Below are 13,485 nucleotides of genomic sequence, written 5' to 3'. Positions count from 1 at the left end.
CTCCGCTGATTCAAGGTTGCACTCCCGGCCGGGATCGTGCCAGCCGGGCAGCCGGTATCGGGCCATACCGCGGACGTTCCTCGCTGCCGTTGTCAGGCGCCTTTCGGGCGCCAAGCCAGCAGGCGCATGGCGTTGGCGGTAACGAGGACCGTCGCCCCGGTATCGGCGAGGATAGCCGGCCAGAGCCCCGTCAGGCCGATGACCGTCGTCACGAGAAACACAGCCTTCAGGCCGAGAGCGATGGTGATGTTCTGACCGATATTCGACATCGTGCGCTTGGACAGATCGATCATCGCGGCGATGTCCATGACGCGGCCATGCAGCACGGCCGCGTCGGCGGTCTCCAGCGCCACGTCGGTACCGCCGCCCATGGCAATGCCGACATCGGCAGCGGCCAGCGCCGGCGCGTCGTTGATGCCGTCGCCGACCTTCGCCACCTTATGCCCCTCTGCTTGAAGCTCGCCGACGATCCGGCTTTTGTCCTCGGGCAGCAGTTCGGACCGAACCTCGATGCCGAGATCGCGCCCTATCGCCTCGGCAGTGCGCTGGTTGTCGCCGGTCAGCATCACGATGCGGACGCCCCGGTCGCCAAGTGCCTTCAGCCCCGCTGCCGCGTCGTCGCGCGGCTCATCGCGCATGGCGATGGCGCCGGCAATCTGCGTTCCAACGACCAGTACCGACACTGTCTTGCCCTCGTCGTTGAGGGTCGCGATCTGGGCGAGCTGCGCCTCCGTCAACGGCGCGCGTTCGGATGCGGCCTTGGGCGAGCCGAGCAGCAGATCCTCGCCGTCCACCAGACCCGTAACGCCCTTGCCGCCCACCGCCTGCGCCGCCTCGGCTTTTGGAATCTCGACCTTGTCGGCCGCTGCCCGCCCGAGGATCGCCAGTGCGAGGGGGTGACTCGACCCCTGATCGAGGGCGGCCGCCAGCCGGATCACGTCGGCCTCGCTCCGGCCGAAGGCCAGGACATCGGTCACCTTCGGCTTGCCCTCCGTCAGCGTGCCGGTCTTGTCGAGGGCAACCGCCGTCACCTTGCCGACGGTCTCCAGAACGGCGCCACCCTTCATGAGCAGGCCACGGCGCGCACCGGCGGAAAGCGAAGCCGCGATCGCCGCTGGCGTCGAAATCACGAGGGCGCAGGGGCAGCCGATGAGCAGGATGGCGAGGCCCTTGTAGATCCATTCATCCCACCCTCCGCCGAAGAACAGCGGCGGCACGAGGGCGATCAAGGCGGCGACGACGATCACGCCGGGTGTATAATAGGTCGAGAACCGGTCGATGAAGCGCTCGGTAGGCGCCTTCGATTCCTGCGCCTCTTCGACCAGTTTGACGATCCGGGCGATCGTGTTGTCGGCGCTGGCCGCCGTAGCCTCTATGCGCAGAACGGCCCCGCCGTTGACCGTCCCGGCAAAGACGTCATCGCCGGCCTCCTTGCGCTTCGGCGTGCTCTCCCCCGTGACCGGCGCTTCGTTGATCTCGCTCGAACCCTCGATGATCCTGCCATCGGCGGCGATCCGATCGCCAGGACGCACCAGAATGACGGCGCCGACCGCCAGGCTTTCCGCCGGGACTTCCACGAGTTTGCCGCCGCGCTCCAGCTGCGCCGTCTTCGGAACGAGCGCCGCGAGGCCTTGGATGCTCGCCCGCGCGCGCCCGGCGGCGACCCCTTCGAGCAATTCGCCGATGAGGAAGAGAAACACGACCGCCGCCGCTTCTTCGGCCGCGCCGATGATGACGGCGCCGACGGCGGCGATCGTCATCAGCGTTTCGATGGAGAACGGCGTGCCGGCAAGCGTCGCCATCACGGCCCGCCGCGCGATCGGCACGAGCCCGACCAGCATCGCCAGGCTGAACAGCCAGGCGTCGTATTGCGGGAATATCTGCGCGAGGCCATAGGCGGCGACAAGGGCCACACCGCTGCCGATCGTCAGCAGCGCTCGCTTCTGGCGCCACCAGGGGCCGTCGCTCGATCCGTGCTCGTGCAAGTGGCTGTGCAGGCCGACTGGCTCAGCCTTGCCGGCTCGCTCCACCGCTGCGGCCTCGGGCGCCGGGCCACGGTCATGGCCGCCATGATCACGGTGATCGTGGCCCTCGTGCGAATGCGCAGCCCCATCTTCCGCGTGTCCATGACCATCGTGATCATGATGGTGGTCGCTGGCGGGCAAAGCGGCGTCCGTGGCGGTAGCCGTAGCCTCTTCCGGCGCAGGAATGAAGGCGACGCCATAGCCAAGACGGCTCACCTGGACTTCAATCCTGGCGCGGATGGCCTCGTCGCCGTCGTGGCGGACCGTCATGGTGCCCGCCGTGACGGAGACATTGACCTCGTCGACGCCGCCGATCCGCCGGACAGCCGTATCGATCTTCCGCGCACAGGATGCGCAGTCCATCTCATCGATACGAAAGCGGCTGCTGGAGACAATAGCGGGCATGACGGCCATCCTTGAAGAAGCACTATGCCGACGCTACTTCCTCCAGTGACTGTAGGAGCAAGCGGAAAATGCAGCGCGCGGAATATTCGATCGGCGAGGCCTCGCGAACCAGCGGCGTCAAGATCACGACGATCCGCTTTTACGAGCAGATCGGACTGCTCGCGGCAGCGGCGCGGACGGAAGGGAACCGCCGCGTTTATGACGCGGCCGATCTCAAGCGCCTGTCCTTCATCCGGCACGCCCGAGAGCTGGGCTTTTCCGTCGACGATATTCGTGAATTGCTGGGCATGACCGAGCAAACGAACAGTTCCTGCCACGAGGCGGACAGCCTCGCCAAACGACGCCTCAAGGATGTCGACCGGCGGATCGAACAGCTGACGGCCCTGAAATCGGAGCTGCAGCGCATGGTCGACGAATGCGGTCACGGCCGGATCTGCGATTGCCGAGTCATCCAGATTCTCGGCGATCACGCGCAGTGCCAGCACGAGGCTCATTGAAAATTCGCTGGCTCCCCCATGGGCTGGAGGCGCCAGCCGTGTTCCAACGTTGTTGTCGGGAATAGACTGAAAGACGCCATGGCATCCATCTTCCACTCGCTGTCGGTTGGCGCTCTCACGATCCTTTATGGATTGGTCGGCTTCGTGATCGGCCTTGCCATCGGCTTCATTCCGCTCCGGGTGATCCAGGCTCTCGCCCAACCGGCGGCGCTGACCGACGGCGTCATATCCACGATCAGCCTCGCTTTGGCAGTGCTTTTCGCGCTTCTCGCCGGTGCCGGCTATCTCAAGACGCGGAGATAGGCGAAGCACGGATCCGCCATGATCCTGGCGCTTAGTCTGGAGGCTAGGCGAATTGTGACTTCGGGTTAACCAGACGTCAGGCAAGCTGAGTCAGCATGGCCCGGCTTTCCTGCTCGGCGTTTCCGGAGAGGTTCGTCTTGGCCTGCGCTGTCTAGGTGCGGATCTTTTGTAATGCGTTGGTCGCGGCGGATGCCCGCGATCCTGATCTGGATGGCAATGAATGGCGGGACTTCGCTCGCTCCTGATCCTCGCACTCGTGGCGTTCGGCCTCGCCGCCTGCACGACTTCGGGCCAGGATAGCCGCGGCGTGCAGCCGCTCCCGGCAAAGCTCGTCGCCCAGATGCGCGAGAAAGGCATGAAGCCTTCGGATCCGATTCTGATCCGGATCTACAAGCAGGAGAGCGAGCTCGAGGTCTGGAAACGCAATCGCAGCGGCAACTACGCCCTGCTGAAGACCTATCCCATCTGCCGCTGGTCCGGAAAGCTCGGGCCCAAGACGCGCGAGGGCGACCGGCAAGCCCCGGAAGGCTTCTATTCGGTGACACCCGCGCTGATGAACCCGCGGTCGCAATTCTACCTCTCCTTCAATCTCGGCTTCCCGAACAAATTGGAACAAGCGCTGGGATATGAAGGCGCGGCGCTAATGGTGCACGGAGCCTGTTCGTCCTCCGGTTGCTACGCCCTGACCAATGAAGGGGTGGCGGAAATCTATGCCATGGCGAGGGAGGCCTTTGTTGGCGGGCAAGCGGCAATTCAGGTTCAATCGCTGCCGTTCCGCATGACGCCGCGCAATCTGGCGCGTCACAGAAGCGATCCGAATATGGCCTTCTGGCTAAACCTGAAGGAAGGCACCGACCAGTTCGACGTCACAAGGCAGCCGCCGCGCGTCGATGCCTGCGGACGGCGTTACGTGTTCGGCGCACAGGCCGCCGATCCAGGCGCCGTGTTCGATCCGCTGGCGCCCTGCCCTGCCTATGGCGTCGACCCGTCCGTCGCATCGAAGGTCGCGGCGAAAGAGGCGAAGGATCGGGCCCAGATGGATGCGATGGCAGCCATGGATATCGGCCAGCCGCTCGCCTATTCGGACGGGGGAATGAACCGGGCCTTCCAGGAGGTTCTCCGCTCGTCCGGGCCGGAGCGGCTTTCGCAGCTGACGTCGGACGGCTTTCCCATCAGTCGTCCCGAGGCAGCCCTTGCCGATCCCTATCAGGCCGAGACCGTCGACCCTCTAACCCAGACGGGCTCGATCGCCGTTTCGCAGTGACGCCGTCGCTTCGAGGCAGCGGAGCCGATTCGGCCGCGACTACAGCTCCAGCCAGAATGCCTCGGGAATCTCGTGCCTGGACCAGGCGATGTTCTGGCTGATTCGCTCCGGCCGGCTCATGCCCAGCACCGCGGCGGATACCAGCGGATTGCGAAAGGGAAACTGGATCGCCGCCGCCTGGATGGGAACCTCATGCGCCCTGCAGATCGCCGCGATGCGTTGCGCGCGGGCCATCACCGCCGGCGGCGGAGCGCCGTAGTCATAGGTTGCGCCGGCGCGGTCGGGCCCCGTGGCGAGAATGCCGGAATTGAACACCCCGGCCACCACGATCTCGGTTCCCTGTCTCGCTGCCTCGGGGAGGAGATCCTCTTCCGCCTGCCGGTCGAGAAGGGTATAGCGGCCTGCCATCATCACGGCGTCGAACGTCGCCGCCTTCAGAAAGCGTGTCGCGACATCGCTCTCGTTGACGCCAACGCCGATCGCCTTCACATGACCCGCCTTGCGCAAATCGTCGAGCGCGCGGAAGCAACCTTCAATCGCCTCGTTGAACCGCCGCTCATAGGCATCGCCATGGGTGAAGCGATCGACATCATGGATATAGATCAGATCGAAATCCGCTATCCCGAGCCGGTTCGCCGATTGCTCCAGCGAGCGCATCGTGCCCGCATAGCTGTAGTCGAACACCGACTTCAACGGCAGCGGCGACGCCCAGAGGCCATAGTCGACGGCCTCGCCATAGGGCGGGACCATGTAGCGACCGACCTTGGTCGACACGGTTACGGTTTCGCGCGCGATGGTTCGAAGGAACCGGCCGACCCGCAATTCGCTGAGGCCATGGCCATAGAGCGGCGCCGTATCGAAGTAGCGCAGGCCTTGCTCATAGGCAGCCGACAGGACCGCCGCGGCCTGGTCCTCCGAAACATCGCGGTAGAGCGTGCCAAGGCCGCTGGCGCCAAAACCGAGGCGCGAGCGGAAATTGATGCGGCCCGCATGGCCGAAGGGGTGGGTCATATCGGCAGTTCCTGCGAAGTCGCGGAGCTGTAGCGAGGCAGCCGATAGGCCTCGATCGCCGAGCGGCCGAAGATCTGGTCACGTTCTTCGCTGGTCAGATCCTTCAGGCACTCCTGCAAGGCGTCCACGACCCGCTTATAGCGGGCGACGACGAGGCAGACCGGCCAGTCGCTGCCGAACAGGCAACGATCGACGCCGAAGATATCCAGCGCTTCCAGCACGTAGGGCCTTAGATCCTCGGGCGTCCAATGCTGCCAGTTCGCCTCGGTCACCATGCCCGAAAGCTTGCACCAGACATGGCCGCGCTCGGGACGAAAGCCCCGCATCAGCACCGCCCATTCGTCGAACCCGCGATTGCGGATTTCCGGCTTGGCGATGTGGTCCAGCACGAAGCGTTGTTCAGGAAAGGCGGCAACGGTCTGAACGCAGGATGGAAGCTGCGGCAGGTTGGGCACGAGATCATAGGCGAGACCAGCCGCGCCGATGGTTTGCAGTCCGCGCTTCACGTCGGCCCGCAACAGCCAGTTCGGATCCGCCTCCGTCTGGATGAGGTGCCGTATCCCAACCAGCCACTTTCCCTCTGGCGCGGCCTGCAAGGCGGCAAGCGTCGCGCCAATTTCGGGATCGGTCAGGTCGACCCAGCCGACGACGCCATCGACGAAATCCGTCGCCGCCGCGGTTCGGATGAACGCCCACGTCTCGCCGAGATCATTCCACGTCTGGACAAGCACCGTTCCATCGATGTGGCTTTCGACAAGCGCCGGGCGCAGATCGTCCGGGCCGAAGCGGCGGTTGATCGGGTCGAAGGGCCCGCTCAGCCAGCCATAGTCGCCGCCGCTGGCCGGGTCCCAGAAATGGTGATGCGCATCGATCCTTGGGGATGACATGGATGTTCTCGGTTACCAGCGCTGATGCACATATGGCTTGATGGCGTCGTCATAGATCGCCCGGATCTCGCCCATCACGCCTTCCGCCAGCGGCGGCAGTTCGGCCGCTTCGGCATTGGAGCGAGCCTGCGCCGGATTGCGGGCACCCGGAATGGCTACCGTCACGGCATCGAACATCAGGATCCAGCGGAGCGCGAACTTGGCCATCGTCGTGTCGCCGGAAACGAGCGGCCGGATTCGCTCCACCGCCTCCAGACCCACCTCGTAAGGCACGCCCGAAAACGTCTCGCCGACGTCGAAGGCTTCTCCCTTGCGATTGAACAGGCGGTGGTCGTTCGCCGCGAAATGGCTGTCCTTCGTGAACTTGCCGGACAGCAGCCCGCTGGCGAGCGGCACGCGCGCGATGATCGCCACGTTCCGTTCCTGCGCACGCTTGAAGAAGGACTCGATCGGGCGCTGGCGGAAGGCATTGAAGATGATCTGGACGCTCACGACGCCCGGATATTCGACGGCCTTCAAGGCCTCCTCGACGCGCTCGGCGCTGACGCCATAGTCGCGGATCTTGCCTTGTTCCTTCAGCCGGTCGAGGTTTTCGAAGACCTCGGGATGGTAGTAGAGATCGGTCGGCGGGCAATGGAGCTGGACGAGGTCTAGCGTGTCCATCTCGAGATTGGCACGACTGCGGTCGACATAGGCCGTGAGGTTCTCGAGCGAGTAGCCAGCGACGGTCTGCTCCGGCAGCCGTCGGCCGGCCTTGGTGGCGATGAAGGGCCGTTCGCCGCCGCGCTCGCGCAGGACCTTGGCGATCAGCTTCTCCGAGTGCCCGTCGCCATAGACGTCCGCCGTGTCGATGAAGCTGACGCCGGTATCGAGCGCCGCGTGCAGGGCAGCCAACGCCTCGTCGTCATTGACCTCGCCCCATGACGCGCCGATCGCCCAGGCGCCAAAGCCGATCTCGCTCACCTTGCGGCCAGTCCTGCCGAATTCCCTCGATCGCATTCCATTCTCCTCATTGATCCGCCGATCCGTCAGCAAGACGGGGCGTCCCCGCCCTCGCTTGACATCCCGAATTCATGCCATTATCAGGAAATAGAGTTGTACGACAACCCGGTTAGACTGCAAAATTTGCTCTGGGAGGATCAAACCTTGCGCTCACTGTTATTGAGAGGCGCGTCCGTTGCGCTCTGCCTCGCCGCATCCGCTTATGCGGCAGCGGCGCAGGACGCCGACACCATCAAGATCGGCGTCGTCGCTGCCGAGTCTGGAGCGTTCGTTTCGGCCGGTCACACCCTGCCCGCCGGCGTAGGCCTGGCCGTCAAGGAGATCAACGAGGCCGGCGGCGTGAAGGTCGGCGACAAGACCTACAAGATCGAGCTGCTGAAGCGCGACGATCGCACCGACATCTCCACCGCGATCGCCGCGACGCAGGAACTGGTGCGCGACGACAAGGTCGTGGCGATCTTTGGCTCAGAATCGCATGATTTCACGCTGGCGATGGCCAAGATCACCCAGCCGGCCAAGGTGATCCACTTCGCCGGCAACAGCACGCTGGCCAAGGTTCTCAATCCCGAGTCGGTCGCCAAGGGCGGCGAGGACCACTACCTCTTCCAGTCGGAACCGCAGGAATTCCAGCGCTCAGGCTCGACCGCCCGCGGTGTCCTCAGCCTGCTGACGCCGCTTGTCGGCCACCCGCTGAAGAAGTCGGTCGTCATCGTCGGCAATGATGCGACCGGCCAGTTCCTCACGTCCTACTACGTCAAGGCGCTGAAGGCCGAAGGGCAGGAAGTTCCGGAAGTCATCTCCTATCCGCCGGATACCACCGATTTCTCGCCGTTCCTGACCCGCGCGAAGAGCCTCAATCCCGACGTCGTGCACTTCTGGTACAATGGCGACTCAACGCTGACCGCCCTGCCCCAGGCGCTCGAACTGGGCGTGGCGCCGAGCTATTTCCTGTTCGGCGTCGATCCGGGCATATGGAAGGAGCGCGGCTTGACGACCGACGTCCCGGTCGCGATGAGCTGCGTGCCGATCTGCTGGGGCGAATCGTCGAACGCCAACGCGAAGACCTATTTCACGAACTACTTCGCCGCCGGCGCTCCGAAAGGCGTGACCTCGTCGGTCTCGCTTCTTTACTACGACTACGTCCACTTCCTCGCCGACGCCTGGGAGAAAGCCGGTACACTCGATCCGGACGCGACGGTGGCGGCGCTCGAAAGCCTGCACCACAAGGGCGTCGTCTCCGACGATCTCTCCTTCAACGCCTCGCATCAGGTGACACACGCCACGGAAGTCTGCGCCGCCGCGCCAGGCGGGGCCATCTCCTGCGCCATGCAGCAGCCCCCGGCCGAAGAGCCGAAATAGGCTGAATGGACCGGCGGACGGCGTGCTCCCTCGCGCCGTCCGCCGGTCCCGGCAGGATCAATTTCCGGCGGAGACCGATGTGGATATCCTCATACAGCAGGTGCTGAACGGCCTGTCGATCGCGAGCGTCATCACGCTGATTGCCGTCGGCGTCACGCTCATCTTCGGACTGACGGGCATCATCAATTTCGCCCATGGCGAGTTCCTGATGATCGGCTCCATCGTTACCTGGATCGCCGTGCAGGCCGGACTCGGCTTCCTGCCAGCGATGGTAATCGCGATCCTTGCCGTCGCCATCATGGGCTTCGCCCTCGAGCGCGGACTGTTTCAGTTCACCCTGTCACGCCCGACGAACGGCTTCATCGTCTCGCTCGGGCTGATCATCGTGCTTCAGCACGTCGTCATCTTCCTCTTCGGGCCCAACCAGAAGAGCATTCCGCGTCCGCTTTCAGGCGTCTGGGATGTGGGCGGCGTTCGCATCGCATCCGTGCGCGTGATGGTCATCCTCGTGACCATCGCCGTCGTTGCCATGACCTTCGTCATGATCACCCGCAGCCGCTATGGACGGGCACTCCGCGCCGCGGTCGAGGATCGCGATACGGCGGCGCTGATGGGCATTCCCGTGCGGCGCTACATCACCGGCGTCTTCGTCCTCGGCAGCGCGCTTGCTGGCCTTGGCGGCGCGCTGCTCATCGCGCTGTTCCCGATCACGCCCTTCACCGGCGGTACCATGGTCATGAAGGGCTTCGCCGTCGCGCTGATGGGCGGCCTCGGCAATCTGACCGGAGCTGTCGTCGCGGGCCTCATTCTCGGCATCGTCGAAGGCTTCAGCGCTGGCTACGGCTTCTCCGAATGGACCGACGCCTACTCCTTCGGCCTCATGATCCTCGTCATTCTCGTCAAGCCGAACGGCCTCTTCGGCGGCACCAGCGGCCCGAAGATGGCCTGAGCCGTGATGAAAGCCCTCAACGTCATGAAATATAGCTCGTCGCCTGTCGCTTCGCTCCTGCCAGCCCTGCTCGTGATCGGTGTGCTCATGCTGGTCCCGGCCCTCGGCCCCAGCAATCGCACCTTGTCGCTCGCGATTTCCGCCGGCATTAACATCGTCGCGCTCTATGGACTTGCGGTCCTGTTCGGGCAGACCGGCATTCTCTCCATGGGCCATGCGGCGCTGGTCGGGGTCGGCGCCTATGTGGCGGCGATCATCGCTCGCGATGCCGGCATCGGCTTCTGGATCGCCCTTCCGCTCGGCAGCCTCCTGGCCGGGGCGGCGGCGGCGGTCGTGGGCGTTCCCTCCCTGCGCGTGAGCGGCCACCATTTCGTCATCATGACCTTTGCCTTCGGCCAACTGCTCAGCATCGTGCTGACCAATGGCGGCGACTTCACGGGCGCTGCCACCGGCCTCGATCTTCAACTGCCGGTCACCTTCTTCGGTCATGCCGCGGGAGACCTGGTGCCCTATTATTTCATCGTCGTCGCCTTTGTTGCCATCAGCGCCATCGCGAGCTGGGCCATCATCCATTCGCGCTATGGCCGCACGCTCCGCGCGATCCGAGAGAACGAGAAGCTCGCGGCATCGCTCGGAATCAATGTCGGTCGCCACAAGATCGGGGCCTTCGTCGTCAGCGGCCTGTTTGCGGGCGTTTCGGGCGTCCTGCTTGCCTATTTCTATCGCCACATCTCGCCGAACCAGTTCTCGGCCTTCCCCAGCATCTATCTCGCCCTGATGGTGATGATCGGCGGCGCAAGGCTGCTGCTCGGCCCGATCGCCGGCGGCATTCTCGTTTCCTTCCTGCCCGAGATGCTCAACCTCGATCCGGTGGAATCGCGCATCCTCTACGGCGTCTGCCTTATCGCGGTGATCCTGCTGCTGCCGAACGGCCTGATCGCCGGCCTGGTGCAGGGGATTCAGTCCGTCTTCCAGCGCCTGTCCGGTTCGGCGACCCGAAAGTCGACGGCCGACGCCAGCCATGCATCCGGGGCGGGACGATGAGCGTCATTCTCGATATCCAGGGTCTGCGAAAGCAGTTCGGCGGCGTCACCGCGCTGTCAGGCGTCGACCTCTCCATCGAGGAGGGCGAGATCCTCGGCGTCGTCGGCCCCAATGGCTCCGGCAAAACGACGCTGTTCAACGTCGTTACCGGAGTCCACAAGCCGACCGCCGGCAAGGTCACCTGGCGCGGAAGCGACATCACGGGACTGGCGGCGTACCAGATTTCCGGCGCCGGCATCGGCCACACGTTCCAGCAGGCCATGGCCTTTCCCGGCCTGCCCGTCATCGAGAACGTGCGCATCGCCTGCGAGCACGCGCGCAAATCGGCCCGGCCCTATCTCTGGACGACACCGGAAGCGCTGCTCGACTTCGTCGGCCTCTCGGAGCTGGCAGCCGAGCGCGCCGGTGTCCTTCCCTTCGGAAATCTCCGTCTTCTCGGCATAGCGCTGGCACTGGCGACGCGGCCGTCACTCATCCTGCTCGACGAACCGGCGGCGGGCCTCAATGACCGGGAGACCCAGACCCTTGTCGGTCTCGTAAAGCAGTTCCCCCGGCACGGCATCAGCGTCTGCGTCATCGATCACGACATGAAGCTGATGCAGATGCTCTGCCGGAGGCTGGTGGTGCTCGATTTCGGATCGAAGATCGCGGATGGCCCCATCCATGACGTGCTGAACGACCCGAAGGTTCTGGAAGTCTATCTCGGAGGCGTGCTGTGACGCTGCTCTCGATCACGGACGTCACGACCGGATACGGACCGACGGTCGTCAACCGCAACGTTTCCCTGTCTCTCGCCGCCGGCGAGATCGTCACGATCCTGGGCCCCAACGGAGCGGGAAAGTCGACGCTGCTGCGCACGATCGTCGGGCTCGTCAAGCCGCGCGGCGGCAGTGTCGTGTTCGACGGTGAGAACCTCACCGGGAAGACCCCGGATGTGCTGGCCAAGCGGGGGGTCGTCCTCGTTCCCGAGGGTCGGCGCATCTTCGCGGATATGACGGTCGGAGAAAATCTGCGTCTCGGCGCCTATGCGCGAAGCGACCGTGAAGCCATCGAGACCGATGTCGGCACCATGGAGGCGTTCTTCCCGATCCTCGCCACCAAGCGCCAGCAGAAGGGCGGCTCACTCAGCGGCGGCCAGCAGCAGATGCTGGCGATCGCGCGCGGCCTGATGGCACGTCCGCGCGTCCTGCTGCTCGACGAGCCTTCGCTCGGCCTCTCACCTCTGCTGGTCAAGGAGATCCAGGCGATCATCCTTGGCATCGGCGAGAGGTTCGGCGCATCGGTCCTGCTTGTGGAACAAAACGCCGGACTGGCCTTGTCTGTCGCGACCCGCGGCTATCTCATGCAGAATGGACGGATCGTCACCTCGGGCCCGATCGCGGAGCTCAAGGACATGTCCCTGATGCGCGAGCTCTACCTCGGCGGAATAACGGAACAGGCTTGATGAGCCAGGACTCGGTTGCAATCTCCTATGGGCGCGGCCACTTGCCGGTTCGCCTTCCGCCGGAAGCAAAGGCGACGCTGGTACGCAAGCGGCAGCTACCCAAGCTGGCCGACCCGGCGGAGGCGCTTCGCCTGGCGCTCACCGAACCGATCGCGGCAAAGCCGCTCGCCGAGCTCGCCCAAGGACGGCGCAGCGCCTGCATCCTCATCTGCGACATAACACGGCCCGTGCCCAACCGGCTCTTCCTGCGGCCGATGATCGAGACCATGATCGCCGCCGGTATCCCGCTCGATCGGATCTCCGTGCTGATCGCGACCGGGTTGCATCGACCCAATCTCGGCGACGAACTCGCCGAGCTGGTGGGCGACCCCTGGGTGCTGGAGAATGTCCGGGTCGTCAATCACGACGCGCGCGACGAGGCGGCGCATGTCGATCTCGGCTATACGACGACGCGCCGCACGCCGGTCAAGCTCGACCGCCTGTTCGTGGAGGCCGACCTGCGCATCGCGACCGGTCTCGTCGAGCCTCATTTCATGGCCGGCTGGTCGGGTGGTCGCAAGGTCATCGCGCCCGGCGTTGCCCATCACGAGACGATCCGGACCTTTCATTCGGCACGCTTCATGGAGGACCCGCTGGCGGTCCAGTGCAATCTCGTCGGCAACCCTCTGCATGAGGAGCAGCTGGAGATCGTCCGCACGCTGGGCGAGGTCTATGCGCTGAACACGGTTCTGGATGAGGACCGCGATCTGGTCTGCATCACCTTCGGCGAAATCATCGCCAGCCACCAGGCTGCGGTGGATTTCGTCGCCGCCGCGACGATCGTTCCGTTCGACAAGAAGTTCTCGACCGTCGTTACCTCGTCGGCCGGCTATCCGCTCGACAAGACCTACTACCAGACCATCAAGGGCATGGTGACGCCGCTCGACATCCTGAAGCCGGGCGGCACGCTGATCATCGCATCGGAATGCTCGGAAGGCTTCGGATCGCCCGAATTCCGCGACGCGCAGGCGCGGCTGGTTGCGCTGGGTCCCGAGAGGTTCCTGGCGACGCTAACCGCCAAGACGCTGGCCGAGATCGACGAATGGCAGACCGAGATGCAGCTGAAGCCCATGCGTCTGGGCAAGGTGGCGCTCTATTCGACAGGCCTTGCCGGCGACGACCGCCGACTGACCGGCGTCACTCTGATCGATGACATCGAGACCGCGATTGCCGAGAGTATCGCGGCAAGCGGAGATCGCGATGTCGCCGTCATTCCGGAAGGCCCCTATGTCGTGCCTCGGTACACCCCATAGCATC

The 13,485-nt window shown here is 64.6% G+C and carries 13 protein-coding genes; 9 read left to right on the top strand and 4 right to left on the bottom strand.

What is annotated here, in order from left to right:
• Positions 1-92: 92 nt before the first annotated feature.
• The gene (locus tag OSH05_RS12770) at positions 93-2,429 is read right to left on the bottom strand and encodes a heavy metal translocating P-type ATPase (RefSeq protein WP_104219831.1); all 2,337 of its coding nucleotides are present in this window, start codon (positions 2,427-2,429) and stop codon (positions 93-95) included.
• Positions 2,430-2,497: 68 nt separating this feature from the next.
• Here OSH05_RS12770 and OSH05_RS12765 point away from each other — a divergent pair, with 68 nt between their 5' ends.
• From OSH05_RS12765 to OSH05_RS12755, 3 genes are all read left to right on the top strand, one after another.
• Positions 2,498-2,926 carry a MerR family transcriptional regulator gene (locus tag OSH05_RS12765; RefSeq protein WP_104219725.1) on the top strand — a complete coding sequence of 143 codons (429 nt, stop codon included), beginning with the start codon at positions 2,498-2,500 and terminating at the stop codon, positions 2,924-2,926.
• Positions 2,927-3,004: 78 nt separating this feature from the next.
• Positions 3,005-3,229 carry a hypothetical protein gene (locus tag OSH05_RS12760; RefSeq protein WP_104219724.1) on the top strand — a complete coding sequence of 75 codons (225 nt, stop codon included), beginning with the start codon at positions 3,005-3,007 and terminating at the stop codon, positions 3,227-3,229.
• A 220-nt stretch (positions 3,230-3,449) separates the two neighbouring features.
• Positions 3,450-4,493: a L,D-transpeptidase family protein gene (locus OSH05_RS12755; protein ID WP_104219723.1), complete on the top strand. Its 1,044-nt coding sequence runs from the start codon at positions 3,450-3,452 to the stop codon at positions 4,491-4,493.
• Between the two features lie 39 nt (positions 4,494-4,532).
• Here OSH05_RS12755 and OSH05_RS12750 read toward each other — a convergent pair whose 3' ends face one another.
• From OSH05_RS12750 to OSH05_RS12740, 3 genes are read right to left on the bottom strand one after another with little or no spacing between them, the layout of a single operon-like run.
• Entirely contained in the window at positions 4,533-5,504 is a 972-nt protein-coding gene (locus OSH05_RS12750; protein ID WP_104219722.1) for an aldo/keto reductase, read from the bottom strand.
• A complete protein-coding gene (locus tag OSH05_RS12745) occupies positions 5,501-6,391 on the bottom strand; it encodes an amidohydrolase family protein (protein ID WP_104219721.1) in 891 nt (296 codons plus the stop codon). Before OSH05_RS12745 ends, OSH05_RS12750 begins: the two co-directional genes overlap by 4 nt.
• A gap of 12 nt (positions 6,392-6,403) precedes the next feature.
• Entirely contained in the window at positions 6,404-7,390 is a 987-nt protein-coding gene (locus OSH05_RS12740; RefSeq protein ID WP_104219720.1) for an aldo/keto reductase, read from the bottom strand.
• 147 nt (positions 7,391-7,537) lie between these two features.
• On the opposite strand from OSH05_RS12740, the gene OSH05_RS12735 reads away from it, so the two are divergent.
• From OSH05_RS12735 to OSH05_RS12710, 6 genes are all read left to right on the top strand, one after another.
• A complete protein-coding gene (locus OSH05_RS12735; RefSeq protein WP_104219719.1) occupies positions 7,538-8,752 on the top strand; it encodes an ABC transporter substrate-binding protein in 1,215 nt (404 codons plus the stop codon).
• Positions 8,753-8,831: 79 nt separating this feature from the next.
• Complete coding sequence (locus OSH05_RS12730) at positions 8,832-9,701, top strand: branched-chain amino acid ABC transporter permease (RefSeq protein WP_104219718.1); 870 nt, start codon at positions 8,832-8,834, stop codon at positions 9,699-9,701.
• A gap of 6 nt (positions 9,702-9,707) precedes the next feature.
• On the top strand, positions 9,708-10,745 hold the full coding sequence (locus OSH05_RS12725) for a branched-chain amino acid ABC transporter permease (RefSeq protein ID WP_266352393.1): 1,038 nt from the start codon (positions 9,708-9,710) through the stop codon (positions 10,743-10,745).
• The gene (locus tag OSH05_RS12720) at positions 10,742-11,464 is read left to right on the top strand and encodes an ABC transporter ATP-binding protein (RefSeq protein ID WP_104219717.1); all 723 of its coding nucleotides are present in this window, start codon (positions 10,742-10,744) and stop codon (positions 11,462-11,464) included. Before OSH05_RS12725 ends, OSH05_RS12720 begins: the two co-directional genes overlap by 4 nt.
• A complete protein-coding gene (locus tag OSH05_RS12715; RefSeq protein ID WP_104219716.1) occupies positions 11,461-12,189 on the top strand; it encodes an ABC transporter ATP-binding protein in 729 nt (242 codons plus the stop codon). Before OSH05_RS12720 ends, OSH05_RS12715 begins: the two co-directional genes overlap by 4 nt.
• A complete protein-coding gene (locus tag OSH05_RS12710) occupies positions 12,189-13,481 on the top strand; it encodes a nickel-dependent lactate racemase family protein (protein WP_104219715.1) in 1,293 nt (430 codons plus the stop codon). The genes OSH05_RS12715 and OSH05_RS12710 overlap by 1 nt, the downstream gene beginning before the upstream one ends.
• Positions 13,482-13,485: the final 4 nt, after the last annotated feature.

This window comes from Kaistia algarum, assembly GCF_026343945.1.
Lineage (GTDB): Bacteria > Pseudomonadota > Alphaproteobacteria > Rhizobiales > Kaistiaceae > Kaistia > Kaistia algarum.
This window is presented reverse-complemented; position numbering and strand designations above follow the sequence as displayed.

Bases quoted from the DNA above. Each gene is read 5' to 3' on its own strand.
- OSH05_RS12755 (WP_104219723.1), top strand. From the start codon at position 3,450: ATGGCGGGACTTCGCTCGCTCCTGATCCTCGCACTCGTGGCGTTCGGC.
- OSH05_RS12745 (WP_104219721.1), bottom strand. From the start codon at position 6,391: ATGTCATCCCCAAGGATCGATGCGCATCACCATTTCTGGGACCCGGCC.
- OSH05_RS12725 (WP_266352393.1), top strand. From the start codon at position 9,708: ATGAAAGCCCTCAACGTCATGAAATATAGCTCGTCGCCTGTCGCTTCG.
- OSH05_RS12740 (WP_104219720.1), bottom strand. From the start codon at position 7,390: ATGCGATCGAGGGAATTCGGCAGGACTGGCCGCAAGGTGAGCGAGATC.
- OSH05_RS12750 (WP_104219722.1), bottom strand. From the start codon at position 5,504: ATGACCCACCCCTTCGGCCATGCGGGCCGCATCAATTTCCGCTCGCGC.
- OSH05_RS12765 (WP_104219725.1), top strand. From the start codon at position 2,498: ATGCAGCGCGCGGAATATTCGATCGGCGAGGCCTCGCGAACCAGCGGC.
- OSH05_RS12760 (WP_104219724.1), top strand. From the start codon at position 3,005: ATGGCATCCATCTTCCACTCGCTGTCGGTTGGCGCTCTCACGATCCTT.
- OSH05_RS12710 (WP_104219715.1), top strand. From the start codon at position 12,189: ATGAGCCAGGACTCGGTTGCAATCTCCTATGGGCGCGGCCACTTGCCG.
- OSH05_RS12770 (WP_104219831.1), bottom strand. From the start codon at position 2,429: ATGCCCGCTATTGTCTCCAGCAGCCGCTTTCGTATCGATGAGATGGAC.
- OSH05_RS12720 (WP_104219717.1), top strand. From the start codon at position 10,742: ATGAGCGTCATTCTCGATATCCAGGGTCTGCGAAAGCAGTTCGGCGGC.